Here is a 24,414-nt window from a genome sequence, read left to right as displayed (position 1 = left end):
ATCTTTCCCGGCATAAATCCCTTGGGAAAAGCGGCTTTCGCCGGTTGCCCTCGCGGCGCACCGCGGCCATTGTCCGACCGCATGAGGCGCCTCGCGCGACTCGCCCGGATAGCGACATTGCCTTTCATGGTATTGTCCCGGCAGGGGGATTCGCGCCTGCCAACAGAGATGCGTGCTTATGAAAATCACCCGCCTGCGCCTTCACGGCTTCAAGTCCTTCGTTGAGGCCACCGACTTCGTCATCGAGCCTGGCCTGACCGGCGTGGTCGGCCCCAACGGCTGCGGCAAGTCGAATCTCGTCGAGGCGCTGCGCTGGGCGATGGGCGAGACCTCCTACAAATCGCTGCGCGCCGCCGACATGGATGCGGTGATTTTCGCCGGTTCCGGCAATCGCCCCGCGCGCAACCACGCCGAAGTGACGATGACGATCGACAATTCCGATCGCACCGCGCCGGCGGCAATGAACGACAGCCAGCTGTTGGAAATTTCCCGCCGCATCGAGCGCGAGGCCGGCTCGGTCTACCGCATCAACGGCCGCGATGTGCGCGCCCGCGACGTGCAGATTCTGTTCGCCGACGCTGCCACCGGCGCGCGCTCGCCGGCCCTCGTCCACCAGGGCAAGATCGGCGAGATCATTCAGGCCAAGCCCGAGCAGCGCCGCCGCGTGCTGGAAGACGCCGCCGGCGTCGCCGGCCTGCACGCCCGACGCCACGAAGCCGAGCTGCGGCTCAAGGCGGCCGAAACCAATCTCACCCGCGTCGAGGACGTGATCGGCCAGCTCGCAGGGCAGATGGAAGGCCTGAAGAAGCAGGCGCGCCAGGCCGTGCGCTATCGCGAAGTTGCGGCCAAGGTGCGCAAGGCCGAAGCGACCTTGTTCCATCTGCGCTGGATCGGCGCCCATGCCGACGTCAACGAATCCGGCCACACCCACGATCTCGCCGTCCGCGAGATGGCTGAGCGTACTCAGCACCAGGCCGAAGCCGCACGCATCCAGGCGATTCGCGCTGCCGAAATGCCGGCGCTGCGCGATGCCGAAGCGCGCGCCGCGGCGGGGCTGCAGCGCCTGACCAACGCCCGCGAGCTGCTCGATCGCGAGGAAGAGCGCGCCAAGGAGCGCGTCGCGGAACTCGAGCGGCGCCTCGCCCAGTTCGAAGGCGACATCTCGCGTGCCCAGCAGCAGACCATGGACGCCGATGTCGCGCTGCAGCGCCTCGACGCCGAAGATGCCGAGCTGAAGGAAGAGATCAAGTCGCGCGTCGAGAAGCGCTCCGGCGTTGACGAGCGTGTCGCCGAAGCCGAGGCGGTTCTGACCGAGACCGAGCAGCAGTTCGCCGAGCTCACCACCGCGCTCGCCGATCTCACCGCCAAGCGCAATCAGCTCGAAGCCAACGTTCGGACCCACCGCGACAAGCTCGCCCGGCTCGACCAGGAGATTTCGAATGTCGCGGCGGAAGAGCAGAAGCTCACCCAGGAGACCGGCGGCTTCGGCGATCTCGACGAGCTGACCGCGACGGTCGAGAATGCCGAGCAGACGCTGGCAGCCTCGGAAGCCGCCGCTCAGGCCAGCGAAGCCGCGCACGTCGCCGCGCGGCAGACGCTGGAATCCTCGCGCTCGCCGCTCGTCGAAGCCGACAAGCGCGTGCAGCGGCTCGATACCGAGGCGCGCACGATCTCCAAGATCCTCAACGGCGAGACCAAGAATCTGTGGCCTCCGATCATCGACGGCATCACGGTCGACAAGGGGTTTGAAAAGGCGATCGGCGCAGCCCTCGGCGACGATCTCGACGCGCCAGTCGATCCGTCCGCGCCGATGCGCTGGACCAACGCTGGCGTCACCGACGGCGATCCGGAACTGCCCGAAGGCGTCGTGCCGCTCGCCAGCCACGTGCAGGCTCCGGCCGAGCTGAGCCGCCGCTTGGCGCAGATCGGCGTGGTGCCGCGTGAGCGCGGCGCCGAGCTGATCTCGCAGCTCAAGACCGGCCAGCGGCTGGTCTCGCCCGAAGGCGACGTCTGGCGCTGGGACGGTTTTGTCGCAGCCGCCCATGCGCCGACCGGCGCAGCAAGGCGGCTTGCCGAGCGCGCCCGCCTGATCGACATCGAGAACGAGCTGGAGCAGGCCCGCATCGACGCGCAGATCAAGCGTCAGGCGCTGGAGAACGCCGAGGCCGAGCTGCAGATGGCCGCCAGCACCGAAGGCGCGAGCCGCGAAGCCTGGCGCGCCGCGCAGCGCGAGCTCAACGTCGCGCGCGAGCGCCACGCCACGGTCGAGCGCGAGATCAGCCGCCACGCCGCGCGCAAGGCGACGCTGTCGGAAGCGCACAGCCGTCTGGCCGCCGACCGCGCCGAGGCCGAAGCCGCCTACGAATACGCCGAAGCCGGGATCTCCGAGTTGCCGTCGAGCGAGGACACCGAAACCCGTCTCGCCGCCGTCCGCAGCGATATCGAAGGCCATCGCCGCATGGCCGCCCAGGTCCGCGCCGAGGCCCAGGCGCTGGCGCGCGAAGCCGAGCTGGCCGACCGCCGCGTGCAGGCGATCCTCGCCGAACGCACCGAGTGGCAGAACCGCAAGGAGAGCGCGGCGTCCCACATCGACACCATCCAGGCGCGCATCGCCGAAGTCTCGATCGAGCGCAGCAATCTCGAGAACGCGCCGGCCGTGTTCGCGGAGAAGCGCAGCGCGCTGATCACCGAGATCGAGTACGCCGAAAACGACCGCCGCATGGCCGCCGACGCGCTCGCCAGCGCGGAGACCGCGATGGCCGAAACCGATCGCGTCGCCAAGCTGACGCTGGAGGCGCTCTCGAGCTCGCGCGAGGCCACCGCCCGCGCCGAGGAGCGCATGGAAGGCGCGCGACGCCGGCTCGAGGACATCGAGCGCGAGATCCGCGACATGCTGGAAGTCGAACCGCAGGCCGTTGCCGGCCTCGCCGAGATCGAACCCGGCACGGTGCTGCCGCCGCTGCACGATATCGAGGAAGACCTCGAAAAAATGCGCCGCGATCGCGAACGACTGGGTGCGGTCAATTTGCGCGCCGAGGAAGAGCTGCGCGAGGTCGAGACCCAGCACAACGGCCTGGTCACCGAGCGCGATGACCTCGTCGAAGCCATCAAGCGGCTGCGCCAGGGCATCCAGAGCCTCAACAAGGAGGCACGCGAGCGGCTCCTGACCTCGTTCGAGGTCGTCAACAACCACTTCAAGCGCCTTTTCGTCGAGCTGTTCGGCGGCGGCGAAGCCGCGCTGCATTTGATCGAGAGCGATGATCCGCTCGAAGCCGGCCTCGAAATCATCGCCAAGCCACCGGGCAAGAAGCCGCAGACGCTGTCGCTGCTCTCGGGCGGTGAGCAGGCGCTGACGGCGATGGCGCTGATCTTCGCGGTGTTCCTCACCAACCCCTCGCCGATCTGCGTGCTGGACGAAGTCGACGCGCCGCTCGACGACCACAACGTCGAGCGCTATTGCAACCTGTTGCACGAGATGACTGCCTCGACCGACACGCGCTTCATCATCATCACCCACAACCCGATCACGATGGCCCGGATGAACCGCCTGTTCGGCGTCACCATGGCCGAACGCGGGGTCTCGCAGCTGGTGTCGGTGAACCTGCAAGAGGCGGTGGACATTCTCGACCAGAACGTGGCGTGATTTTTTGGCCGTCCTTCCGGGGCGATGCGCAGCATCGAACCCGGAATCTCGCGCCACCATTTCGAGATTCCGGGTTCGCGCTACGCGCGCCCCGGAGTGACGGCGAACTAAGATGATCTCGCCCACGCTTCCCGCTGAGCTAAAGGCGGCCCTCGACGGCAAGCTGCAGGGGTTCTCGCGCACCGACGCTGCGCAGCGATCGCAGAAAATCTCGACCAGCTATCGTGCGGGCGGCGGCTCCAGCACGATCAAGTCCGATGCCGATGCGCTCGCCTATGCGTTCGCGCGCATGCCGGCGACCTACGCGGCGGTGGCGGCAAGTCTGAATGCGCTGACCGAGATCGCACCGGACCTCGCTCCGGAAACACTGCTCGACGTCGGCGCAGGTCCGGGCACCGCGAGCTGGGCCGCGGCAGAGGCGTTTTCATCGCTGCAAGATTTCACCCTGCTCGACGCCAACGCCACGCTGAGCCGTCTCGCGCTCGACCTGGCGCGCGACAGCACGCGTCTGGCGGATTGCCGCTACCTGCCCGGCGATGCCGGCGCGAATCTCGCCGAAGTTTCGCCAGCGGATCTCGTCGTCGCGAGTTATGTCATTGGCGAGCTCAGAGAGGGCGATCGACGCAAGCTCGCGGAAACGATGTGGGCGAAAGCGCGCCACGCGCTGGTCGTGATCGAGCCCGGCACGCCCGCCGGCTACGCGCGCATCCTCGCTTTGCGCCAGCAACTGATCGCTGCGGGGGCCCATGTCGCCGCACCCTGCCCGCACGAAAGGCCGTGTCCGCTGGCGGCTCCCGACTGGTGCCATTTCTCACAGCGCTTGCCGCGCTCGCAGGCTCATCGCCAGATCAAGGGTGCCGAGGTGCCGTTCGAGGACGAGCGATACATCTACGTGGCGCTGACCCGTACGCCGCCCGCAACCCGCGCCGCGCGCGTGCTGGCGCCGCCGGAGGTCGGCAAGGCCGAGATCACGGCAAAGCTCTGCAGCGAGCAAGGCGTCGAACTCGCCAAGGTCCCACGTCGCGACAAGGCCGCCTATGCAAGCGCCCGCCGCTGGCGCTGGGGTGATGCCGACCTGTCCGAAAGTTAACCTCCTCCGCCGCTTTGGCCTTGAACTCGGATAGTCCCTCATCCGACCAAGTCTTACCTCTCCTCTGTGCCGGGCTCTCGCTCGGCGCCAATTTGGTCTACCCTAGCGCCCGCCTTCTTCCCCCTTCAGGAGTTCTCCATGTCGACCGGCTGGATCGTCCTCGGCGTTATCGTCGTCCTCGTGTTCTTTGCCTTCGCCGCCTACAACCGCCTGGTGGCGCTGGGCCAGCGCGTCGGCCAGGCCTTTGCCGATATCGACGTGCAGCTCAAGCAGCGCCACGATCTGATCCCGAACCTGGTCGAGACGGTGAAGGGCTATGCCTCGCATGAGCGTGGCACACTCGACGACGTCATCAAGGCGCGCAATTCGGCGATGTCGGCGCAGGGGCCGGCGCAGGTGTCCGCGGCCGAGACCCAGCTCTCCGGTGCGCTCGGCCGGCTGATCGCGCTGTCGGAGGCCTATCCCGACCTCAAGGCCAACGCCAATTTCCAGCAACTCGCCAGCGAGCTGTCCGACCTCGAGAACAAGATCGCGGCCAGCCGCCGCTTCTTCAACAGCGCGGTCCAGGAATACAACACCGGCATCCAGCAGATGCCGGCCGCCTTGTTCGCCGGCATGTTCGGCTTCACCAGGAAGGACTTCTTCGATCTCGGCGCCAGCCGTACCGAGGTCGAGGCCACGCCACAGGTGAAGTTCTGAGTTAAGCCGATAGGCCGGCAGGGCATCGCGTCATGGCCGCGTATGGTCTCTACACGCACATCGCCTCGAACAAGTTGCGTTCGATGCTGCTGCTCGCCGGCCTGTTCGCGCTGGTGTATGTGCTGGTCTATGCCGGCGCCCTGATCGCCGAAGTCGTCATCAATGGCGACGAGACCGTCGTCCATTATCTGAGACGCGCCTTCTATGATCTGAAAGTCGCCGCGCCGGTTGCGACCGTCGTGGCAGCGGCCTGGATCGTAATCGCCTATTTCTTCCACCAGTCGATGATCGATGCGGTGACCGGCGGCCACGACGTCACGCGGCAGGAGGAGCCGCGGCTCTATAATCTGCTCGAAAATCTCTGCATCTCGCGCGGCATCACGATGCCGAAGCTGAAGATCATGGAGAGCCCGGCGCTGAATGCGTTCGCGACCGGCCTCAACCCGCGGCAATATTCGGTCACCGTCACCACCGGTCTTCTCAATGCGCTTGATGACAAGGAGATCGAGGCGGTGCTCGGCCACGAGCTGACCCACATCAAGAATGGCGATGTGCAGCTCATGGTGGTCGCCGTCATCATCGCGGGCGTGGTCGGGTTCTTCGGCGAATTGTTCTTCCGCCTGTTCACGAATTTCAGCTGGAGCTCCGGCGGCTCGTGGTCGTCGGGCTCCTCCTCGTCGTCACGATCGTCCTCGTCGTCGAGCGACAGCAAGAGTTCCGGGGGCGGCGCGGTGATCGTGATCATCATCGCGGTCGTGCTGATCGTGGTGGCCTGGCTGTTGTCGCAGGTGGTGAAGCTCGCGCTGTCGCGCTCTCGCGAATATCTTGCGGACGCGGGCTCCGTCGAGCTGACGAAAAACCCGGACGCCATGATCTCGGCGCTGCGTAAGATCGAGAACCACGGCGAGCTGCCGGGCGCAACCTCGGCGGTGATGGAGCTCTGCGTCGACAATCCGCGCGAGGGTTTTGCCGATTTGTTCGCGACCCACCCCTCGGTGCAGTCGCGGGTCGACGCGTTGGTCAAGTTCGCCGGCGGCCATGATCCTGGCCCGCTGCCGCCTTCCGCCGACGAGACCGAGGAGGCCGAGGAGCCGGACACGCAAGCCGAACGGCAGAACACCCCACCGCCGCTGCGCCAGGGTCCCCGGCAAGGTCCTTGGAGCGACGCAGGCGGCACGGCCAGTCCGCCACCCGTGCCGGCACCCAGCTCCGCCGGAACGGCCGGCAGCAATCCTATGGGTCCTTGGGACCGCCATTGAGGCGATTTGACGCCACGCGCGGCAGGATTCGTGGCGATTGGGAAAAACCTCGGGAATTGCCGTAACTGGGGCCTGCGGAATTGAATTCTCCCTTGTTTCTGCCATGTTCGCGCCCAACAGCAGACTTGGGACATCTTTGCGACATCGATTTGGGGCCCGGCCGATTGCGACTTCGCGATCGGGGGGCGCGTTAGGGGACAGCAATGGCAAAGCCGGCAGTGGTTGTGGTGGGCGCGGACAAGGGCGGGGTCGGCAAGACCACCGTGTCGCGCACCTTGCTCGATTATTTTTCCGCCAACAACGTGCCGACGCGCGCCTTCGACACCGAATCGCCGCGCGGAACCCTGAAGCGCTTCCACCCTGACATCACCGAGATCGTCGACATGACGACGACGTCGGATCAGATGAAGATCTTCGATACGCTCAACGCGACGAGCCCGTCGGTCACCGTAATCGACGTCCGCGCCGGCCTGCTCTCGCCGGCGCTCGCCTCCTTGCGCGACATCGGTTTCCTCGACGCCGCCAAGGCCGGCCAGATCACCTTTGCCGTGTTCCACATCCTCGGACCCTCGATCGCCTCTCTGGACGAAATCGCCGAGACCGCGGGCTTCATGGGGGGCGCCAAATACTTCCTGGTGAAGAACTTCATCAACGATACCCAGTTCTTCCAGTGGGATCAGGCGACCTACCAATCGTATTTCAACCGCATCAAGGACGCGACCGAGCTGACCATCCCCAAGCTCAACGAAATGGCCTATGAGCAGGTCGAGGTGTCCTCCGTCCCATTCCTGAAATTCGTCGCCAACAAGGGCATCAACGACGAGGCCGCGAACTACTCGTTCGTGCTGCGCGGCTATGTCCGACACTGGCTTGCGAACGTCTGGAGTGAGTTCGACCGGATCCGGCTGACCGATATCGTCGGCTCGACGAAATCCGGGGCCCGCAACAGCGAAAAATAGTTGCGCAAGCCGGGCGGATACGGCTGGATTGGTCGCCGAGTTCGACTGATATAGCTATCGATGCCCGCGACGCCCCTCTACATCATTTGCTCGCCCCGCCCGCAGGTCGGCAAGACCCTGCTGGCGCGGCTTTTGAGCGAATTTTTGCTGCTCAAGAACGGCAACGTCGTGGCCTTCGACGTCAACCTGAAGGAGCCGTCGCTGCTCGACTATCTGCCGAAGATCACGGAGACCGCCGACGTGATCGACACCTATGGCAAGATGCAGCTGATGGATCGCGTCATCGTCGATGACGGGGTTGCCAAGGTGATCGACCTCGGCTTCCATGCCTTTGACGAGTTCTTCAAGATGACGGAGGAGATCGGCCTGTTGAAAGAGGCGGCGCGTCGCCACGTCGCGCCGATGATCCTGTTCGTCGCCGACACCGACCGCGTCTCGGCCCGCGCCCACGAGATGCTGCGCGAACAGATCCCGCGGATCAACCTGATCACGGTGGACAACGAGCACATCGTGCGCGGTGAACTACCGGCCGCGATGGCTACCGGACGGGTATTCCGACTGCCCGCGCTGCCCGGGTTCCTGAAGACCTATATCGGCCGCCTGAACTTCTCCTTCACCGGCTACCTGCGCCAGGAGAAGGATGCCTCGACCGAGCTGCACCAGTGGACCCGGCGGAACTATCTCGCCTTCCGCGAGCTCGAGCTCAGCCTGATCCTGCAACGGTCTTGAATATTTTACCCGGATAATATTGACATCGAGCGGCCCTGCCGTTACTGAGTTGACGCACCAGCGTCCTCAGCAAGGCCTCTTCACCGTGACCATCGACCGGAAAGCAGCGATCGCCGCCTACAAGGAGCGGAAGACCGTTGCAGGCATCTACGTCGTCCGCTGCGCGGCCTCGGGCGAGGCCTGGATCGGCCAAGCCCCAAACCTCGAGACAATCCAGAACCGCATCTGGTTCTCGCTGCGCCAGGGTAGCCACACCTGCCGTAGCCTCCAGGCTGCGTGGAACACGCATGGCGAGGCAGGCCTGACGTTTGGCGAATGTGAGCGTCTGGAGGATGAGGAGACCGCCTATGTCCGGAATGCGCTGCTCAAAGAGCGCACGCTGCATTGGCTCTCGGAGCTGAAGGCCGAGCCGATCTGAACGTCGCCAGCGGCGCCGTTGCCGCTCAGTGCCCCTCGAACGTCATCAGCGTGCGCACCGGCACGTCCATCGCGCGCAGCTTGGCGGCGCCGCCGAGATCCGGCAGGTCGATGATGAAGCAGGCGGCGACCACATTGGCGCCGATCTGGCGCAGCAATTTCACCGCGCCTTCCGCGGTACCGCCGGTGGCGATGAGGTCGTCGACCAGGATCACGCGCTCGCCGGGCTGGATGGCGTCGACATGCATCTCCATCTCGTCGATGCCGTATTCGAGAGAGTAAGCGATGCGCACGGTGGTGTGTGGCAGCTTGCCTTTTTTCCGGATCGGCACGAAGCCGGCCGAAACCTGGTGCGCCACCGCGCCGCCGATGATGAAGCCGCGCGCTTCCATGCCGGCGACCTTGTCGATCTTGTTGCCGGCCCAGGGATTGACGAGTTCGTCGACCGCGCGTCGGAACGCACGCGCATCCGCAAGCAGCGTGGTGATATCGCGGAACAAGATCCCGGGTTTCGGGTAGTCCGGGATGGTGCGGACGCTCGCCTTCAGATCGTGGTCAAAAGTCATGGTGCCTCTCAATCAGCGCGCGCATCCAGGCGGAACGCGTTCTCGACAATTCGTAAGCCCACCTCGCCGCTGAGCGACATCAGCGATTCCGGATGGAATTGCACGCCGGCGACCGGCAGGGTCTTGTGCTCCAGCGCCATGGCGACGCCGTCCTCGGTGCTGGCGGTGACGGATAGCACCTCCGGCATGCTGTCGCGCTCGACGTAGAGCGAGTGATAGCGGCCGATGATGATCTCGTTCGGCAGATTGCGCATCAGCCGCCCGCCGCGCACCTGCACCCGCGAGGGCCGGCCGTGGGCGGGATGCGTGAGCTGCCCGAGCTCGCCGCCGAAATATTCGCCGATCGCCTGGACGCCGAGACAGACGCCGAACACCGGCAGCTTGTTCTCTAGCGCCGCGTCGATGGTCTTCTTGATCCCGAAATCCTCAGGCCTGCCGGGGCCGGGCGACAGCACCAGCAAATCCCATCGCTTCTGCTTGAGCATGTCGAGCGCATGCACATGTCGGACCACGGTGACGTCGGCACCGACCTGGCGGAAGTAATCGGCCAGCATATGCACAAAGCTGTCGTCATGGTCGATCAGCAGCACCCGCTTGCCGCTTCCGGTGGCATCGGGCGCGAAGGCCGACAGCGGCTTCGGCGGATCACCGCGCAACGCCTGGAACAGGGCCGCGGCCTTGACCTGGCATTCGCGGTCCTCGGCGGCGGGATCGGAGTCGAACAAACAGGTGGCGCCGACACGCACTTCCGCGAGGCCTTCCTTCATCCGGATGGTGCGGATGGTGAGGCCGGTGTTGATGCTGCCGTCGAAATTCACCGCCCCGATCGCGCCGGCATACCAGCGACGCGGCGAGCGCTCGTGATCCTCGACGAACTGCATCGCCCAGAGTTTTGGTGCGCCGGTGACGGTGACGGCCCAGGCATGGGTGAGGAAGGCATCGAGCGCATCGAAGCCGGGACGCAGCATGCCTTCGACATGGTCGACGGTGTGGAAGAGCTTTGAATAGGTCTCGATCTGCCGGCGCGCCAGCACCTTGATCGTGCCGGGAACGCAGACGCGCGCCTTGTCGTTGCGGTCCACGTCGGTGCACATGTTGAGCTCGAACTCGTCCTTCTCGGAGTTCAGGAGCTGGCGGATCTGCTCGGCATCGCCGATCGCATCGGTACCGCGCGCGATCGTGCCCGAGATCGGGCAGGTCTCGACCCGGCGTCCGTCCGAGCGCACGAACATTTCCGGTGAGGCCGAGACGAGAAATTCGCCCTCGCCGAGATTCATCAGCGCGCCGTACGGCGACGGGTTGATGACGCAGAGCCGCTGGAACACTTCCGCCGGCGAGCGGTCGCAGGGCTCGGCGAAGAGCTGCCCCGGCACCGCCTCGAACAGATCGCCACGCGCAAAGGCGGCGCGCGCGGTCTCGACCGTAGCCTGATATTCGCCGGGCGCGTGATCGGCAAAACCCTGGCGCGGTGTCTTGAGATACGGGCTCTCGGCAGTCTCGTGCGGCAGGCCCGCGGTGGACTTGCCCTTCCAGGCGAAATCGTAAGTGAGCACGACGCCGCGGCCCGTGGCGCGGTCATAGGCGAGCAGGCGGTCGGGGACGTAGAGCACGATGTCGCGCTGGTCGCTCTCGCGCGCGCGCTTCTGTACGAGATCCTCGATCTGGAACACGAGGTCGTAGGCGAAGGCGCCGAACAGACCCAGCACCCCGTCGTCATTAGCGGAGAAAGCGGCGACGAGATCGCGCACCAGCGACATCACGCTGGCGCGCCGCGTGCGCTGGTCTTCGTCGATCGGGGCGTCGCCGCGGATGATATGACCGGCAAGGCGCGTCGGCGTCTTCTCGGAGATAGCGACGCAGGGTTCGCGCAGGACGTCGGCAAGGAAGGCGATCAGGACCTCCCCGCGCGCGTTCAGCGCTTCCAGCTTGAAATTGACGCCGGTGGTCTCGAGCTTGAGCGGCGGATCGGAGAAGCCGAGGTCAAAACTCTCGTAACGGCCGGGCACGGTCGTACCCGACGACAGCACCACGCCGCGGCGACGGTCGAGCAGGTTGACGAGATCGTCGAGCCGGTTGGCGCCGCCGGAAAACTGCTCCGCCACGCGCGTGACCGCAAGCCCCGCGCGGGTCACATAGTCGCTTCGAGCCGGAAGGGCAAAGACGGTCCTGTTCATGGGGTCCTCTTACGAAACTTGTCGAGGGAACGCCACACAGGACAAACGATCAGGCCGCCGCACTGCGTGGGCGACCTCAGACGATTTTGGGAGAATAAATCGCACCGGCCACCTCTCAGGAGGTGCGCCACCAAAGACGGGCTGGGCGGACGGCGGTGCTCATCGGCGGATACTCACCATGGCGCGGGAACGACGTCAAGAGCCGCTGGGCAGGCTCGACCGGCAAAATGGCGCAAATCGCAACGAGCGTTATCGCCGGTCTTGCAGGCTGGCGCGCCCCACGGCCGCGTCGCCGGCATGACGCTCGATTGCGTCTCGCATGACCGTGAGCACGAGCTCGCCGTCAGATCCGATGACCTGGGCGCGGTCGCCAAAGGTTTCGACCAAAACGCTGGTCTCTCCTGTGACCGCACACCAACTCGCTCGATCGTCGCTCACACTCAAGGCCGTGATCGCCGCGGCGGGATCCAGACTTAACTTCCGCAACAGCAGGTCGATCGCTTCGGCCGCAAGGTTTTGCTCGGCAATTCTCAAGAAATTCTGGATCGTGTCAGTCCCCACAGTCGACAGCCGCGCGCCCACTATCGTAGGGGGCGTCGCAAGTTCATAAAGTCGTCCACCCGCCTCGTCAAAGACGCATAGCCGCGAGCCCTTGTTGGTCCTTACGCCGAACGCCGTGCATTGCTGCCCCTCCACATCCGTGTCGAATCCTGGAAGCACCATGACCTTGAGCTCCGGGTCAGGCCTCACCGCCCCGCAGGCCGCCGCGACCGTGATCTGCAAATCGTCAGTCATCTGGAAGCTGATGTGGCGAACGCTTTGCCAGATCCGGCGGTGGGACAGATGTGGGTTAAGCTGCGCAAGCCGCTCGATTTCGGAAGCATACTGCTCCTGCGCGACGGCGTGCAATTCGGGCCAGCTCGCGATCCATCGGGCCGCGAGCGGTATCATTGGTTGCTCTCGTTCTACCGCATAGAAGCGCTTATCAAGCGCGCTGAGCGCCGCGGCGCGGTTTTCGAATCCGGTCTGCAGCGCAGCCTCGTCGGGATGTGCCTCTACCCAGGCGATCATCTCCTGCAAGATCTGGTGTTGCGCGCTCGCTCCCATCGCCTCCAATCCAGCGAGTGCGTCGCCGGACGTCGTTGGGAGCATCGCGAGCCCTGTGTTGCCGATGAACTGGCTGTGACCGCCGTTGCAGACCTGAGCGAGATAGAAGTCGGCATGATAGGCCTGTATGGCCACGGCCGGGAGTTCACCTCTCGTGTAGACGCCGAAATGCTGAATTCGGCTGACATAGTCGACCACAGCGCCAGTGAGATAATGGGCCTTCTGGGGGTCCCGAGCCGCCTCCAGCGCTTCGCGGGACACCACAACCTTGGTCAAGCGGCCGTCCACAATCATCGTGCTCTCCTGCCGTCGCATGGTGGAAACCTCTGCGACTGCACTCTATGATTGCAGTGATCGATTTTCAAACGCGATGCGGCGCTAGCGCAGATCGCGGCGCGCCGCCGCACAGCCTACCCCAGATGCTTCCGGAAAAATTCCGTCGCCCTGCCCCAGGCGAGCTCGGCGGCTTCGCGATCGTGGACGGCCTGGCGTTGCTCGTTGACGAAAGCGTGCTCGGCGTCATAGCGGAACAGCTCCAGCGACTTGCCGGCGGCCTTCATGGCCTTTTCGAAACCGTTGACCAGCTCCGGCGTGCACCAATCGTCCTTGCTGGCGAAATGGGCCTGGAGCGGGATCTTGACGTCGGCGGGCTTGGCCGCCTGCTCGGGCGGGATGCCGTAGAACACCACGCCGGCGGCGAGCTCCGGCACATGCACCGAGCCGATGATGGTGACGGCGCCGCCGAGGCAGAAGCCTGTTAGCCCCACCTTGGCGCCGTTGCGCGACAGATATTGCGTGGCGCCGCGCACCGTCTGCGTGGTGGCGTCCATGAAGTCGAGCGAGTTCATCTCTTTGCCGGCGGCGTCGGTGTCGTGATACGGCACCACCTTGCCCTTGTAGAGATCGGGCGCCAGCGCATCGAACCCGGCCAGCGCGAAGCGGTCGCACAGGCCCTTGATCTGGTCCGACAGACCCCACCATTCCTGGATGACCACCACGCCCGGCGCGTTGCCGCGCGCGGCATTGGCGAGATAGCCCGATGCGTCCTTGCCGTCCGGGCGCTTGAAGGTGATGGCGGTTCCCATGGTGTCCTCCGACGAATTTTTGGATTCGCGGCATTTTGGCGTTTGAGCGCGCGATAGGCAATCGCGCCTGACAACACACTCTCGTGCCCAACAAAAAAGCCCCCTTGCGGGGGCCTCTTCATTCTCGGCTCGGGCCGCTCAGTGCGAGTCGGCCCAGACCTTCTTCTTGGTGAAGTACATCAGGCCGGCGAAGATGATCAGGAAGATGAACACCTGGAAGCCGAGGCGCTTGCGCGCTTCCATGTGCGGTTCGGCGGTCCACATCAGGAACGTGGTGACGTCCTTGGCGTACTGCGCGACCGTGGTCGGCGAGCCGTCGTCATAGGTCACCTGGCCGTCGCTGAGCGGCTTCGGCATCTTGATGGCGTGGCCCGGGAAGTACTTGTTGTAGTAGGACCCCTCGGGGATGGTCACGCCTTCGGGCGCCTTGTCCTCAAACCCCTGGAGCAGCGCCGAGACGTAGTCCGGGCCCTGCTCCTGATACTGGGTAAAGAAGTCGACGATGAACCAGGGGAAGCCGCGACCGTAGGAACGCGCCTTGGTGATCAGCGACAGATCCGGCGGCGCCGCGCCACCATTCGCGGCACGCGCGGCCTGCTCGTTCGGGAATGGCGAGGGGAAATAATCCGCCGGCCGGCCCGCGCGTTCGAACATATCACCAGCGTCGTTCGGGCCATCCTTGACCTTGTAGTCGGAGGCGAAGGCAGCAGCCTGCGCGACCGAATAGCCGGGACCGCCGGCTTCCGCGAGGTTGCGGAAGGCGACGTAGGACAGGCCGTGGCAGTTGGCACAGACTTCCTTGTAGACCTTCAGGCCGCGCTGCAATGCGCCGCGGTCGTACTTGCCGAACGGACCGGCGAACGACCATTTGTTGCTCGGCGGCTTGTCGCTGCCTTCGGAGGCACGCGCGCTGTCGGCTGAGCCCGCAAACAACGCGCCCGCCAGCGCAAGCACGATCGCGCTCGACACCATCGGCGTCGACCTGCTTCCGGTCTTGGCCAGGACGGCGTCCGAGATCGAGTTCGGCACCGGCCGCGGCTTCTCGATCCGCGAGAGCAGCGGCAGCACGATCAGGAAGTAGGCGAAGTAGCAGAACGTCAGGACCCGGCCGGCGATCACATAGATGCCTTCCGGCGGCTGCGCGCCGAGATAGCCGAGCAGGATGCAGACCGCGACGAAGATCCAGAAGAACTGCTTGGCCAGCGGACGGTACTTCGACGACTTCGTCCTGGCAGCATCGAGCCAGGGCAGGAAGCACAGGATGATGATCGCCGAGAACATCCCGATCACGCCCGCGAGCTTGTTCGGGATCGAACGCAGGATCGCGTAGAAAGGCAGATAATACCATTCCGGCACGATGTGCGGCGGCGTCACGCCCGGGTTCGCCGGAATGTAATTGTCGGCGTCGCCGAGATAGTTCGGCATGTAGAAGATGAACCAGGCGTAGAGCAGCATGAAGCAGGAGACGCCGAACATATCCTTGATGGTCGCATGCGGCGTGAACGGAACAGTGTCCTTTTCCGTCTTGGGCTCGACGCCATCAGGGTTGTTCTGGCCGGAGACATGCAGCGCCCAGACGTGGAGCACGACGACGCCCGCGATCAGGAACGGCAGCAGATAGTGCAGCGAGAAGAAGCGGTTCAGCGTCGGATTGCCGACCGAATAGCCGCCCCACAAGAGCGTCACGATGCTCTCGCCGACATAGGGAATGGCGGAGAACAGATTGGTGATGACGGTGGCGCCCCAGAAGCTCATCTGGCCCCACGGCAGCACGTAGCCCATGAAGCCGGTCGCCATCATCAGCAGGTAGATGATGACGCCGAGGATCCACAGCACCTCGCGCGGCTCCTTGTAGGAGCCGTAATAGAGGCCGCGCAGCATGTGGACGTAGACGGCGACGAAGAACATCGAGGCGCCGACGGCATGCATGTTGCGCAGCAGCCAGCCGTAATTGACGTCACGGACGAGCAGCTCGACCGACTTGAAGGCGAGGTCGGCATGCGGCGTGTAGTGCATCGCCAGGATCACGCCGGTCAGGATCTGGATCCCCAGCATGAAGGAGAGGATAGCGCCGAAGGTCCACCAATAGTTCAGGTTGCGCGGGGTGGGATAGACCACGAAGGAGGAGTGCATGAGGCCGAGGATCGGCAGACGTCGCTCGATCCATTGCAGGGCCGGATTGCTCGGCTGGTAGTCGGATGGTCCGCTCATGATGCGATCCTGAGGAAATAGTACGACGAGACGGCGCGAAGCTTCGGACGAGGGCCCGAAGCTCAGCCGATCTGGATTTTGGTGTCGGAAACGAACTGGTACGGCGGCACCGGCAGGTTCGCGGGCGCGGGCCCCTGGCGGATGCGGCCGGACGAATCGTACTGCGAACCATGGCAGGGGCAGAAGAACCCGTCGTAATTGCCTTCATGGGCGATCGGGATGCAGCCGAGATGGGTGCAGATGCCGATCACGACCAGCCACTGATCATGGCCGGACTTGACCCGGGCCTCGTCGGACTGCGGATCGGGCAGGCTCGCCACGTTGACGGCGCGCGCCTCGTCGATCTGCTTCTTGGTGCGGTGGCTGATATAGATCGGCTTGCCGCGCCAGAACACCTTGATGTCCTGCCCCTCGGCGACCGGGCTGAGATCGACCTCGATCGGCGCACCGGCGGCGATGGTCGACGCATCAGGATTCATTTGGGAGATAAAGGGCCAGAGCGCAGCTGCGCCCCCTACTGCTGCAGCTGCCCCCGTTGCAACGAATAAGAAATCACGGCGTGTCGGATGGTCCGCCGAAGACGCTGTCGTCACGATTCCAACCCTTTCTTCTTATGCAGCCGGCGGAACCGCTCCAGGAGCCCCCAAGGTCCCCAGAACAGCCTGCCGGCGCCCGCGGCCCCCCGCGGCGGCAGAACTTCACGTGCCCCCACCAAAACCAGGCGAAAACAGCAGTCCAGAATCGTTCTATTGGCACCCTTGCCGGGCGAGCGCAAGCCCGCTATCGGCGCGGGAGCGTGCAATGCACGAATTCCGCGGCCAGCGATGTTTTATTGAGACATTTCGGGCCCGCACTGAACCCAATATAGGCCTTGCACAGCCCATGCAGATCGCACTTTTCCAACCCGACATCCCCCAGAACACCGGTACGATTCTCAGGCTCTGCGCCTGTCTGGACGTGGCCGCCCATATCATCGAACCGGCGGGCTTCCCGGTCTCGGACCGGCATTTCCGCCGGGCGGGAATGGACTACCTCGATCAGGTCAGCATCGTCAGGCACGACTCCTGGTCGAAATTCGAGCAATGGCGGGCGGCGCAGGGCGCCCGCCTGCTGCTGTTCACCACCAAAGGCGCGACCGACTACCGCGATTTCCGTTACCAGACGGCGGACATCCTGCTATTCGGGCGCGAGAGTGCCGGCGTCACCGAGGCGGTGGTCGACGCCGCGGACGCGCGGCTGGTGATCCCGATCGCTCCGGGGCTGCGGTCGCTCAATGTCGCCATGACCGCGGCGATGGCCGCAGGCGAAGCGCTGCGGCAGCTCCGGAACCCGCAAGTTTGATATGTTGAGGAGAGACGGTTGAGTTACGCGGTCAAGGAAATCTTCCTGACCCTGCAAGGCGAAGGCGCCCATGCCGGGCGCGCGTCCGTATTTTGCCGCTTTGCCGGCTGCAACCTCTGGAGCGGGCGCGAGGCGGATCGCAGCGCGGCCACCTGCAAATTCTGCGACACCGATTTCGTCGGCACCGACGGCACGCTCGGCGGGCGCTATGGCTCGGCCGCGGAACTCGCCGACACCATCGCCGCGCAATGGACAGCTTCCACCGACAACCGCTATGTGGTGCTCACCGGCGGCGAGCCGTTGCTTCAGGTCGATACCGCGCTGGTCGACGCGCTCCATGCCCGCGGCTTCGAGATCGGGGTCGAGACCAACGGCACCATCGCCCCGCCCGAGGGGCTCGACTGGATCTGCGTCAGTCCGAAGGGCGGCAGCGATCTGGTGATCCGGCGCGGCCACGAGCTGAAGCTGGTCTATCCGCAGCCGCTCGCCATGCCGGAGGCCTTCGCGAGCCTCGCCTTCGAGCGCTTCTCGCTGCAGCCGATGGACGGGCCCGAGGTCGCCCAAAACACCGCGGGCGCGATCGACTATTGCCTCAATCATCCGCAATGGCGGCTCAGCGTCCAGACGCATAAGTCGCTCGGTATCAGATAGGATTGGTTTTCGAACAGATGTGGGAATTGACGAAATCGTTTCGCTTCGAGGCGGCGCACTCATTGTCGGGAACGACGTTTGGCACCGCCAGCGAAGAGATCCACGGCCACTCCTTCCGGGCCGAGGTGACGCTGCGCGGCACGCCCGATCCCAAAACCGGCATGGTGGTCGACCTCGGCCTGGTCCAGCGCGCCATCGAAGACGTGCGCATGATTCTGGACCATAAGTATCTCAACAAGATCGAGGCACTGGGCACACCGACGCTGGAAAACCTCTCGCGCTTCGTCTGGGAGCGGCTGGCGCCTATCGGCAAGCTCACCCGCGTCAGCATCCACCGCGACAGTTGCAACGAGAGCTGCACCTATTATGGGCCGCAAGGCTGACGACAAGGCTGACGGAATGACATCCACATTGGACCCGAGCTTGATCGAAGACCGCAAGACGCGCGCACGCGCCTGGTTCGAAGCCTTGCGCGACGATATCTGCGCGAGCTTCGAGCGGCTGGAGGACGATGCCCCGCAGAGCCTGTATCCGGGCGAACCGGGCCGCTTCAAGCGCACGCCCTGGCAGCGCACCGATCATACCGGCGCGGCCGGCGGCGGCGGCGTGATGTCGATGATGTCCGGCCGCCTGTTCGAGAAGGTCGGCGTGCATTGCTCCACCGTGCACGGCGAATTCGCGCCCGAGTTTCGCGCGCAGATTCCCGGTGCGGCGGAAGACCCGAAATTCTGGGCCTCCGGCATCTCGCTGATCGCGCACTTACGCAATCCGCACGTGCCGGCGGTGCACATGAACACGCGCTTCGTCGTCACCACAAAAGCCTGGTTCGGCGGCGGCGCCGATCTCACGCCGGTGCTCGACCGCCGGCGCACGCAGGACGATGCCGACAGCATCGCCTTCCACGCCGCGATGAAACAGGCCTGCACGCAGCCGAACGGCGTCGCCGATTACGACAAGTACAAGAAGTGGTGCGACGAGTACTTCCACCTGCCGCACCGCAAGGAGGCGCGCGGCATCGGCGGCATCTTCTACGACTGGCATGACAGCGGCGACTGGGACGCCGACCTCGCCTTCACCCGGGACGTCGGCCGCGCCTTCCTGAAGATCTATCCCGCCATCGTGCGGCGCAATTTCACGACAAGCTGGACCGCGGAGGATCGCGAGGAGCAATTGATCCGGCGCGGCCGCTATGTCGAGTTCAACCTGCTCTACGACCGCGGCACCATCTTCGGTCTCAAGACCGGCGGCAATGTGGATTCAATCCTGTCGTCGCTGCCGCCGGAGGTAAAGTGGCCATGACGACGATGAAGCCCGCAATGAAGCCGCTGCCGCGCGCCATGCTGATCGACATGGACGACACCATCCTCTCGGCCTATGCGCGGCCCGAGATCGCCTGGAACACGATCACAGCGGAGTTCGCGGAGGAGCTCGCGCCGCTGCCGCCGCAACTGGTCGCAACGACGGTGCTCGCTTTCGCGAAAAACTTCTGGGCCAATGCGGACGCCTCGTGGCGGCTCAAGCTCGCCGAGGCCCGCCATCTCACCGTCAAGGGCGGTTTTGCCGCGCTCGCGGCCGCGGGCCACCGCACCCTGCCCGACGACCTCGCCATCCGCCTCGCCGACCGCTTCACCAGCTATCGCGAGGAGGAGATGTTCGTCTTCCCCGGCGCGCATGACGCCATCGACAGGCTCAAGGCGCTCGGCATCAAGCTGGCGCTGGTGACCAACGGCGCCGCCGACACCCAGCGCGCCAAGGTCGAGCGCTTCGAGCTGGCGCATCGCTTCCACCACATCCAGATCGAGGGCGAGCACGGTTTCGGCAAGCCCGAGGAGCGCGCCTATCTGCACGCGATGGACGCGCTCGGCGTCACCGCCGAGGATACCTGGATGATCGGCGACAATCTGGAATGGGAAGTGGTGACGCCGCAGCGTCTCGGCATCTACTCGATCTGGATCGACGTGCATGGCGACGGCCTGCCCGAAGGCTCGATCGTCAAGCCCGACCGCATCATCCGCTCGCTGACAGAACTGGTGCCGGGCTGACTGCAATCGGGGTGCACAAGCAAAAACGTCGAAAACAACCCCATGCACAGTAGACGGCCGCAGCAAAATCAAAGACTTGCGGCAAACGCAAACTGCGGATCTGACAAAATCGGTTGCTCCGTCGGGCAAAACAGGCGCATGGTGTCATGGTCGCGACGCACGGGACGGAAGAGCCCTTGCGCCATCCATCGAACAGGCGCCATTGCCTCTCGTGATGGGATCGCTCCGGCCTAAAGCTCTCTGATCGATTCAGCAGCCCGGCCGGCGCATACGCGCTACCGCAACACATCCACTGACCGAGTAGCCCGTGATCGGCATGTCATGCCGGTTTGCTAGCTTCACCGTCAATCAACCGAAAGGACCATCCATGGAACTAAAAGCCGGCGATATCGTCATGCTGAAATCCGGCGGGCAGCCGCTCACCGTCGCTGACGTGAAGGGCGACGACGTGATCTGTCTCTGGATGGGCGCGGAAGGCGATCTGTTTCGCGAGACGCTGCCGCTCGCGGTGCTCGATCGACTGGAAGAACTCGACGAAGACGAGGACGACGAAGACGAAGAGTAGCCCCTGGGTCGGAGTGCTCGGCTCAGTCCAACCTGATGTCCGCTCCTCTGCCCATAGCGGCACAAGAGCGGACATCGCTAGATGCTTCGAACGTCAATCCAACGGGACTTTCAAACTGGTATCTTTGGTGATAATGCCGCCGCGGTTGCCGATCTCGATCGAGCCATAGCGCTGCTTGAAGCAATCGGGCAGCGGCCGGTCGCCTTCCATGCTGAGCCAAAGGCGCAACAAATGACGCTTTTGGCTAGCAATGGGCCAATCGCGGAATCCGGTCCGGTCATGCAACAAAGCATGATTGTAGACGAACTGCATGTCACCCGGCTGAAGCCGCATGCCGAAATGCAGCGCGGGATCATTTGCGAGCGCGTCAAAGAGATCGAGCGCCTCGACGTGAGCCGGCGTCAGTCTCGGCGCATCGGGAAAGCGCTGCGCACTATCGATATACTGGCGCTGATAGAACCCGGTCAGGAACCCCGCATGCCAATTCAGCACCGGGATTTCAAGATATGGCTTTTCGTTCTCCGGCACCTCGCCTCGCCGGTCCGTCGCGATCGGATCAAACAAGAGGGCGGCAAGGTCGGGACGTCTTTCAAACATCTCGTTGTAGATTGTCGTCGTACTGACCAGGAGAGAATCCCCTCCCTCCATCGCCTCGCGAATGCATAACAATCCAACCACATCGGATGAATCCGTGTGGAATGTCTGCCGTTCCGAAGTTTGATAAATTCGGGTGTTCGGATCCTTCGCATCGGCGCCGGTGTCACGGACGTGACCGAGAATGTGCCCCGCTGCATTCTGAGATCGTGCCGATCCAAGATGCGCGCCCACTCCGCAAAAGATCGTAGCCGCGAACTCCAAGTTATATTTTTCCACCGGGAGGCCCCGGATGACTTCGAAGCCAAGGCCAGCCAGGAGCGTTGTCTTAAGCTCTTCCAGATGCGCGCCGAAGCGGGGAAGCGGAAAGCTTTCCTTCGTGATCTCGGCGATTTTCTTGCTTCTGCCAAGATATGTTTCAGCCGCGCCCTCGAGTTCGGCGATCTCGCCGGCCGCAAGCGATATCAACCATCGACCAGGATTGGCCTTCATCTCAGCGCCCTGCCAGGCAGACGGGATATCGACCTTCCCTGGAGGGCGATGAATCCCGCCGGGCACTGAGACCACATTCATCGTGTTGGCTCCTGGGGATGGACGTCAGAAATAGGGAGGTCGGATCGACGATATTGTGCCGACCGCTTGTTTGCAACTTGGCTGAAGCGCGCCTGGGAAAAAATGGCATCAGCCGGAACGTTCGCGAAGCTGGTTGAGTTGGAAGTCATGCGCCTCGCGCTGCGGTCGTGGCCGCACCGCGCGGCCCCGATAAGGCCCTGCAAGAGGCGAAAGCTACTTTGCGGCGTGCTTGGCAGCACGGCCGCGCGAGGATCGCGATGTACACGACGGCGATATACGATGAGCTGAGACAGATCGAGCGCGACGTCGTCGAAGGAGAGCGGCGGCTCGCGGAGCAGGAAGCGCTGATCATTGAAATGAAGCGCCAGAACGAGGACACAGCCAAAGCGGAAGGCGAACTCGAACGGATGCGGATGGAGCAGCGACGCCGCGATCAGGATCGGCAACGTCTGCTCTCACGGCTGCAACCCTGAACAATTCCGCCCAATGAGGCTGATCCGCCGAAGGCGCCGCCTTTTCTGAGACGCCACACCGAGCTAGGTGCGAGAGTCCGGCAGGGGTTTACACCCTCTGTATCGCCGGATCGATGTCCGAGGGCTGGTAAGCCATGGAATGGCCAAGCAGGCAAACGAGACAGTCCCACCTTCTTCGCTGTTCCAAGTAGGATTCGCACGAATGCGGAAGATCGTCGGTGACACTGACCCCAGCTTGCCGCAGCCGCCGTCGTGCGTTGTCGAACCGGACCTGCCAGAGCTGCCGATCCCCGTCGTCGGCTTCAGCCGATGCTTTCTCGTGCAGGAAAACATTGTTGAGGGTCGAAAGGAGTAGCAGTGCGGAGGACCATAGTTGGGTGACTGCGCCGGATTGCTTGAGCCAATCGGCGTCTTTTGGCAACGCACTTCTGATCAGCGAGACGGCATCGAGGACGATGAGTGACGACCGGGAGACGGAGTAGAACGGTTCAGGGAAGCGGAAGTAGAACAGAACGGGATAGAAGTGGTGAGCTTCTTTGGTATCGGTGACCTCTGCGGCCAACTCGGACAAATTGTTGTAGCCCGCACTCAACTGGTTATTTGCGAACAGATGCGCGAGCAGGTCCGCGGCATCGCCGGTCTCGCCGCAAAGCGCGTGAATCTTGAGGCAAAGCGAGTTCCTGCTCCCGAGCGCGCCGTAGATCTGCATCAGGTAGGTGATGGTGAGCGATATGACTGACGTACCGATCACCGAATTCAGAAGAAACAGCAGTTTCGCTCCGGTGCTTTGCGGACCGAAGTTGCTGCCGCCTACGATCGAGAGGCTGCTTCCGGCGACGTAAAGCGCCGTCACGAAGTCGGTTGGCGTCTCCTGGTTGCTGCCGGTGATGCTGGTCCCGAGCTGAGGGTGCACAATCAGCGCAGCCCCGAGCGCGAGCAGAATAGACCAGGTGAGCAGCAAGGCGACCAGGATCAACGGGCCGCAGAATGAAAGCAGATGGTTGCCGTTGCCGACCGAGGAAAGCCGGCGCAGTGCAAGCCAAACCAGTCTCGCCAGGCGGTCGCTGATAATTCCGGTGCCGGCGCGTGCGTAGAGAACCGTGAGGAATACGTCGGCAAGGACCAGTGCCATCAGCAGCGTGCCGGCTACAGGCTCAACCCAATGGGCCATTTGTCCTCCTCGTCCTAAGCCGCCTCCGGAGCCGTGCGCTTACTGCCGGTTCGGCTCGCGACTTGACCCGACGGTGTTCGCGTCTTCAGGCATGAACTTGAACAGCGTGAAGTTCTTGTCCGTCCAAGCCATGTGGAACCAGGGCGAATCCTGGATGTGCGACGCGGTGACATAGATTGCGCCATCAGGACCTTGCGAGAAGGTGTCCGGCCAGCGCAGGCGCGAATCCGTCAACAGCTGTCGCACGGTACCGTCGCTGGGGTTGAGGACCTTGACGGCATTGTCGGCGATCGAGCTCAGATAGATTTCGTCATGTTCGCCGGTCCAGAGCCCATCGACGGGCTCCGTCGTTGCCACTGTTTCCGGGCGAGCGTGAGCCGCCGCGTCCGCGCTCTGGATACTGGACGTGGCGATCCGGTAGAGAGTCTTTCCGGTCAGGGCCTGCCAATAGAGGGTGTTGCCGTCCTTTGTGAGCGCCAGACTGTCGGCATTGAACAAGGGCTGCCGTCCGTCCGGCCGTCGCAACGGCTGGCCATCTGTCATCACGGTGACGCTCCGATCGAATTGGGTCGAAGGATCGTCGCTGAGGACACGCCAAGCCTGCCCGGACTCGATGTGGAGAACAATCAGGCCGCCGGGCGAACCGGAATCGGTCAGATAGGCGAATTTTCCGTCGGGGGCGATACGGATGTCGTTGAGATAGCTGGCCGGACCAGCGACATCCGCCGCGATCGGAAAGATCCGCTTCACGCTGTTCGACTTCAGATCGACCTCGACGATCTTGGGTCCACCCTTCACGGTCTTCTCGGCATTGGGAGCCGCGGGATCGACGACCCAAAGCGATCCGCGCCGGTCCGCAACGACGCTTTGAACGCAAACGAAGTGATCATTGGGCGATACCTCGGACATTCGCGCGTTGCGCCAGCCGTTCCATTCCTCATTGGGATATGGCTTGGTCGACCCGTCCGGCATGAGTTCGGCCACCGAAACCGGCGTATCCTCTGTCCAGCGCGGGAAGTTGACGAATATGCGGCCGTCCGGGGCGACCGTAACCCCGGTCACCTG

General features: G+C 64.0%; 23 protein-coding genes. 13 read left to right on the top strand and 10 right to left on the bottom strand.

What is annotated here, in order from left to right:
* The first annotated feature begins 178 nt into the window (after positions 1 to 178).
* From smc to AC0L2F_RS18595, 7 genes are all read left to right on the top strand, one after another.
* Complete coding sequence (gene smc / locus AC0L2F_RS18625; protein ID WP_473249364.1) at positions 179 to 3,643, top strand: chromosome segregation protein SMC; 3,465 nt, start codon at positions 179 to 181, stop codon at positions 3,641 to 3,643.
* A gap of 112 nt (positions 3,644 to 3,755) precedes the next feature.
* Complete coding sequence (locus AC0L2F_RS18620; protein ID WP_473249363.1) at positions 3,756 to 4,733, top strand: small ribosomal subunit Rsm22 family protein; 978 nt, start codon at positions 3,756 to 3,758, stop codon at positions 4,731 to 4,733.
* Positions 4,734 to 4,871: 138 nt separating this feature from the next.
* A complete protein-coding gene (locus AC0L2F_RS18615; RefSeq protein ID WP_063993482.1) occupies positions 4,872 to 5,432 on the top strand; it encodes a LemA family protein in 561 nt (186 codons plus the stop codon).
* A gap of 32 nt (positions 5,433 to 5,464) precedes the next feature.
* Positions 5,465 to 6,691, top strand: a complete 1,227-nt coding sequence (locus tag AC0L2F_RS18610) for a M48 family metallopeptidase (protein WP_473249362.1) — start codon at positions 5,465 to 5,467, stop codon at positions 6,689 to 6,691.
* A gap of 203 nt (positions 6,692 to 6,894) precedes the next feature.
* Positions 6,895 to 7,650, top strand: a complete 756-nt coding sequence (locus AC0L2F_RS18605) for a P-loop NTPase family protein (RefSeq protein WP_007607084.1) — start codon at positions 6,895 to 6,897, stop codon at positions 7,648 to 7,650.
* A gap of 60 nt (positions 7,651 to 7,710) precedes the next feature.
* Entirely contained in the window at positions 7,711 to 8,379 is a 669-nt protein-coding gene (locus AC0L2F_RS18600; protein ID WP_473249361.1) for a hypothetical protein, read from the top strand.
* Between the two features lie 85 nt (positions 8,380 to 8,464).
* Complete coding sequence (locus AC0L2F_RS18595; RefSeq protein WP_473249360.1) at positions 8,465 to 8,797, top strand: GIY-YIG nuclease family protein; 333 nt, start codon at positions 8,465 to 8,467, stop codon at positions 8,795 to 8,797.
* 25 nt (positions 8,798 to 8,822) lie between these two features.
* Here AC0L2F_RS18595 and AC0L2F_RS18590 read toward each other — a convergent pair whose 3' ends face one another.
* From AC0L2F_RS18590 to petA, 6 genes are all read right to left on the bottom strand, one after another.
* A complete protein-coding gene (locus AC0L2F_RS18590) occupies positions 8,823 to 9,362 on the bottom strand; it encodes an adenine phosphoribosyltransferase (RefSeq protein WP_007595035.1) in 540 nt (179 codons plus the stop codon).
* A gap of 8 nt (positions 9,363 to 9,370) precedes the next feature.
* Positions 9,371 to 11,536, bottom strand: a complete 2,166-nt coding sequence (locus AC0L2F_RS18585; protein WP_063993485.1) for an anthranilate synthase component I — start codon at positions 11,534 to 11,536, stop codon at positions 9,371 to 9,373.
* A gap of 249 nt (positions 11,537 to 11,785) precedes the next feature.
* On the bottom strand, positions 11,786 to 12,937 hold the full coding sequence (locus tag AC0L2F_RS18580; protein WP_473249359.1) for a DMP19 family protein: 1,152 nt from the start codon (positions 12,935 to 12,937) through the stop codon (positions 11,786 to 11,788).
* Between the two features lie 116 nt (positions 12,938 to 13,053).
* Positions 13,054 to 13,728 (bottom strand): dienelactone hydrolase family protein, encoded by a 675-nt coding sequence (locus AC0L2F_RS18575; RefSeq protein ID WP_473249358.1) that lies wholly within the window; start codon positions 13,726 to 13,728, stop codon positions 13,054 to 13,056.
* A gap of 138 nt (positions 13,729 to 13,866) precedes the next feature.
* Positions 13,867 to 15,939 (bottom strand): cytochrome b/c1, encoded by a 2,073-nt coding sequence (gene fbcH, locus AC0L2F_RS18570; protein WP_473249357.1) that lies wholly within the window; start codon positions 15,937 to 15,939, stop codon positions 13,867 to 13,869.
* Positions 15,940 to 16,001: 62 nt separating this feature from the next.
* Positions 16,002 to 16,532, bottom strand: coding sequence for a ubiquinol-cytochrome c reductase iron-sulfur subunit (gene petA / locus AC0L2F_RS18565; protein WP_007595042.1), 531 nt, complete (start codon positions 16,530 to 16,532; stop codon positions 16,002 to 16,004).
* A gap of 289 nt (positions 16,533 to 16,821) precedes the next feature.
* On the opposite strand from petA, the gene AC0L2F_RS18560 reads away from it, so the two are divergent.
* The 6 genes from AC0L2F_RS18560 to AC0L2F_RS18535 all read left to right on the top strand — a co-directional run bounded on the left by AC0L2F_RS18560 (position 16,822) and on the right by AC0L2F_RS18535 (position 20,538).
* The gene (locus AC0L2F_RS18560; RefSeq protein ID WP_007607073.1) at positions 16,822 to 17,280 is read left to right on the top strand and encodes a tRNA (cytidine(34)-2'-O)-methyltransferase; all 459 of its coding nucleotides are present in this window, start codon (positions 16,822 to 16,824) and stop codon (positions 17,278 to 17,280) included.
* Between the two features lie 18 nt (positions 17,281 to 17,298).
* Positions 17,299 to 17,931, top strand: coding sequence for a 7-carboxy-7-deazaguanine synthase (gene queE / locus AC0L2F_RS18555; RefSeq protein ID WP_473249356.1), 633 nt, complete (start codon positions 17,299 to 17,301; stop codon positions 17,929 to 17,931).
* Positions 17,932 to 17,948: 17 nt separating this feature from the next.
* Positions 17,949 to 18,314, top strand: a complete 366-nt coding sequence (locus tag AC0L2F_RS18550) for a 6-pyruvoyl trahydropterin synthase family protein (protein ID WP_063993489.1) — start codon at positions 17,949 to 17,951, stop codon at positions 18,312 to 18,314.
* Between the two features lie 16 nt (positions 18,315 to 18,330).
* Positions 18,331 to 19,230 (top strand): oxygen-dependent coproporphyrinogen oxidase, encoded by a 900-nt coding sequence (hemF, locus tag AC0L2F_RS18545; RefSeq protein WP_473249354.1) that lies wholly within the window; start codon positions 18,331 to 18,333, stop codon positions 19,228 to 19,230.
* Positions 19,227 to 19,973, top strand: coding sequence for an HAD family hydrolase (locus tag AC0L2F_RS18540; RefSeq protein ID WP_473249353.1), 747 nt, complete (start codon positions 19,227 to 19,229; stop codon positions 19,971 to 19,973). The genes hemF and AC0L2F_RS18540 overlap by 4 nt, the downstream gene beginning before the upstream one ends.
* A gap of 367 nt (positions 19,974 to 20,340) precedes the next feature.
* Positions 20,341 to 20,538 (top strand): YodC family protein, encoded by a 198-nt coding sequence (locus AC0L2F_RS18535; protein ID WP_063993490.1) that lies wholly within the window; start codon positions 20,341 to 20,343, stop codon positions 20,536 to 20,538.
* 93 nt (positions 20,539 to 20,631) lie between these two features.
* On the opposite strand, the gene AC0L2F_RS18530 is transcribed toward AC0L2F_RS18535, so the two are convergent.
* From AC0L2F_RS18530 to AC0L2F_RS18515, 4 genes are all read right to left on the bottom strand, one after another.
* Positions 20,632 to 21,705: a TauD/TfdA family dioxygenase gene (locus AC0L2F_RS18530; RefSeq protein ID WP_473249352.1), complete on the bottom strand. Its 1,074-nt coding sequence runs from the start codon at positions 21,703 to 21,705 to the stop codon at positions 20,632 to 20,634.
* On the bottom strand, positions 21,702 to 22,151 hold the full coding sequence (locus AC0L2F_RS18525) for a hypothetical protein (protein ID WP_473249351.1): 450 nt from the start codon (positions 22,149 to 22,151) through the stop codon (positions 21,702 to 21,704). Before AC0L2F_RS18525 ends, AC0L2F_RS18530 begins: the two co-directional genes overlap by 4 nt.
* Positions 22,152 to 22,266: 115 nt before the next feature.
* A complete protein-coding gene (locus AC0L2F_RS18520) occupies positions 22,267 to 23,349 on the bottom strand; it encodes a two pore domain potassium channel family protein (RefSeq protein WP_473249350.1) in 1,083 nt (360 codons plus the stop codon).
* Between the two features lie 39 nt (positions 23,350 to 23,388).
* The gene (locus tag AC0L2F_RS18515; RefSeq protein ID WP_473249349.1) at positions 23,389 to 24,411 is read right to left on the bottom strand and encodes an L-dopachrome tautomerase-related protein; all 1,023 of its coding nucleotides are present in this window, start codon (positions 24,409 to 24,411) and stop codon (positions 23,389 to 23,391) included.
* Positions 24,412 to 24,414: the final 3 nt, after the last annotated feature.

The organism is Bradyrhizobium sp. Ken64, assembly GCF_055807555.1.
This window is presented reverse-complemented; position numbering and strand designations above follow the sequence as displayed.

Bases quoted from the DNA above. Each gene is read 5' to 3' on its own strand.
- smc (WP_473249364.1), top strand. From the start codon at position 179: ATGAAAATCACCCGCCTGCGCCTTCACGGCTTCAAGTCCTTCGTTGAG.
- AC0L2F_RS18620 (WP_473249363.1), top strand. From the start codon at position 3,756: ATGATCTCGCCCACGCTTCCCGCTGAGCTAAAGGCGGCCCTCGACGGC.
- AC0L2F_RS18615 (WP_063993482.1), top strand. From the start codon at position 4,872: ATGTCGACCGGCTGGATCGTCCTCGGCGTTATCGTCGTCCTCGTGTTC.
- AC0L2F_RS18610 (WP_473249362.1), top strand. From the start codon at position 5,465: ATGGCCGCGTATGGTCTCTACACGCACATCGCCTCGAACAAGTTGCGT.
- AC0L2F_RS18605 (WP_007607084.1), top strand. From the start codon at position 6,895: ATGGCAAAGCCGGCAGTGGTTGTGGTGGGCGCGGACAAGGGCGGGGTC.
- AC0L2F_RS18600 (WP_473249361.1), top strand. From the start codon at position 7,711: ATGCCCGCGACGCCCCTCTACATCATTTGCTCGCCCCGCCCGCAGGTC.
- AC0L2F_RS18590 (WP_007595035.1), bottom strand. From the start codon at position 9,362: ATGACTTTTGACCACGATCTGAAGGCGAGCGTCCGCACCATCCCGGAC.
- AC0L2F_RS18585 (WP_063993485.1), bottom strand. From the start codon at position 11,536: ATGAACAGGACCGTCTTTGCCCTTCCGGCTCGAAGCGACTATGTGACC.
- AC0L2F_RS18580 (WP_473249359.1), bottom strand. From the start codon at position 12,937: ATGATTGTGGACGGCCGCTTGACCAAGGTTGTGGTGTCCCGCGAAGCG.
- AC0L2F_RS18575 (WP_473249358.1), bottom strand. From the start codon at position 13,728: ATGGGAACCGCCATCACCTTCAAGCGCCCGGACGGCAAGGACGCATCG.
- fbcH (WP_473249357.1), bottom strand. From the start codon at position 15,939: ATGAGCGGACCATCCGACTACCAGCCGAGCAATCCGGCCCTGCAATGG.
- AC0L2F_RS18560 (WP_007607073.1), top strand. From the start codon at position 16,822: ATGCAGATCGCACTTTTCCAACCCGACATCCCCCAGAACACCGGTACG.
- AC0L2F_RS18550 (WP_063993489.1), top strand. From the start codon at position 17,949: ATGTGGGAATTGACGAAATCGTTTCGCTTCGAGGCGGCGCACTCATTG.
- hemF (WP_473249354.1), top strand. From the start codon at position 18,331: ATGACATCCACATTGGACCCGAGCTTGATCGAAGACCGCAAGACGCGC.
- AC0L2F_RS18540 (WP_473249353.1), top strand. From the start codon at position 19,227: ATGACGACGATGAAGCCCGCAATGAAGCCGCTGCCGCGCGCCATGCTG.
- AC0L2F_RS18535 (WP_063993490.1), top strand. From the start codon at position 20,341: ATGGAACTAAAAGCCGGCGATATCGTCATGCTGAAATCCGGCGGGCAG.
- AC0L2F_RS18530 (WP_473249352.1), bottom strand. From the start codon at position 21,705: ATGAATGTGGTCTCAGTGCCCGGCGGGATTCATCGCCCTCCAGGGAAG.
- AC0L2F_RS18520 (WP_473249350.1), bottom strand. From the start codon at position 23,349: ATGGCCCATTGGGTTGAGCCTGTAGCCGGCACGCTGCTGATGGCACTG.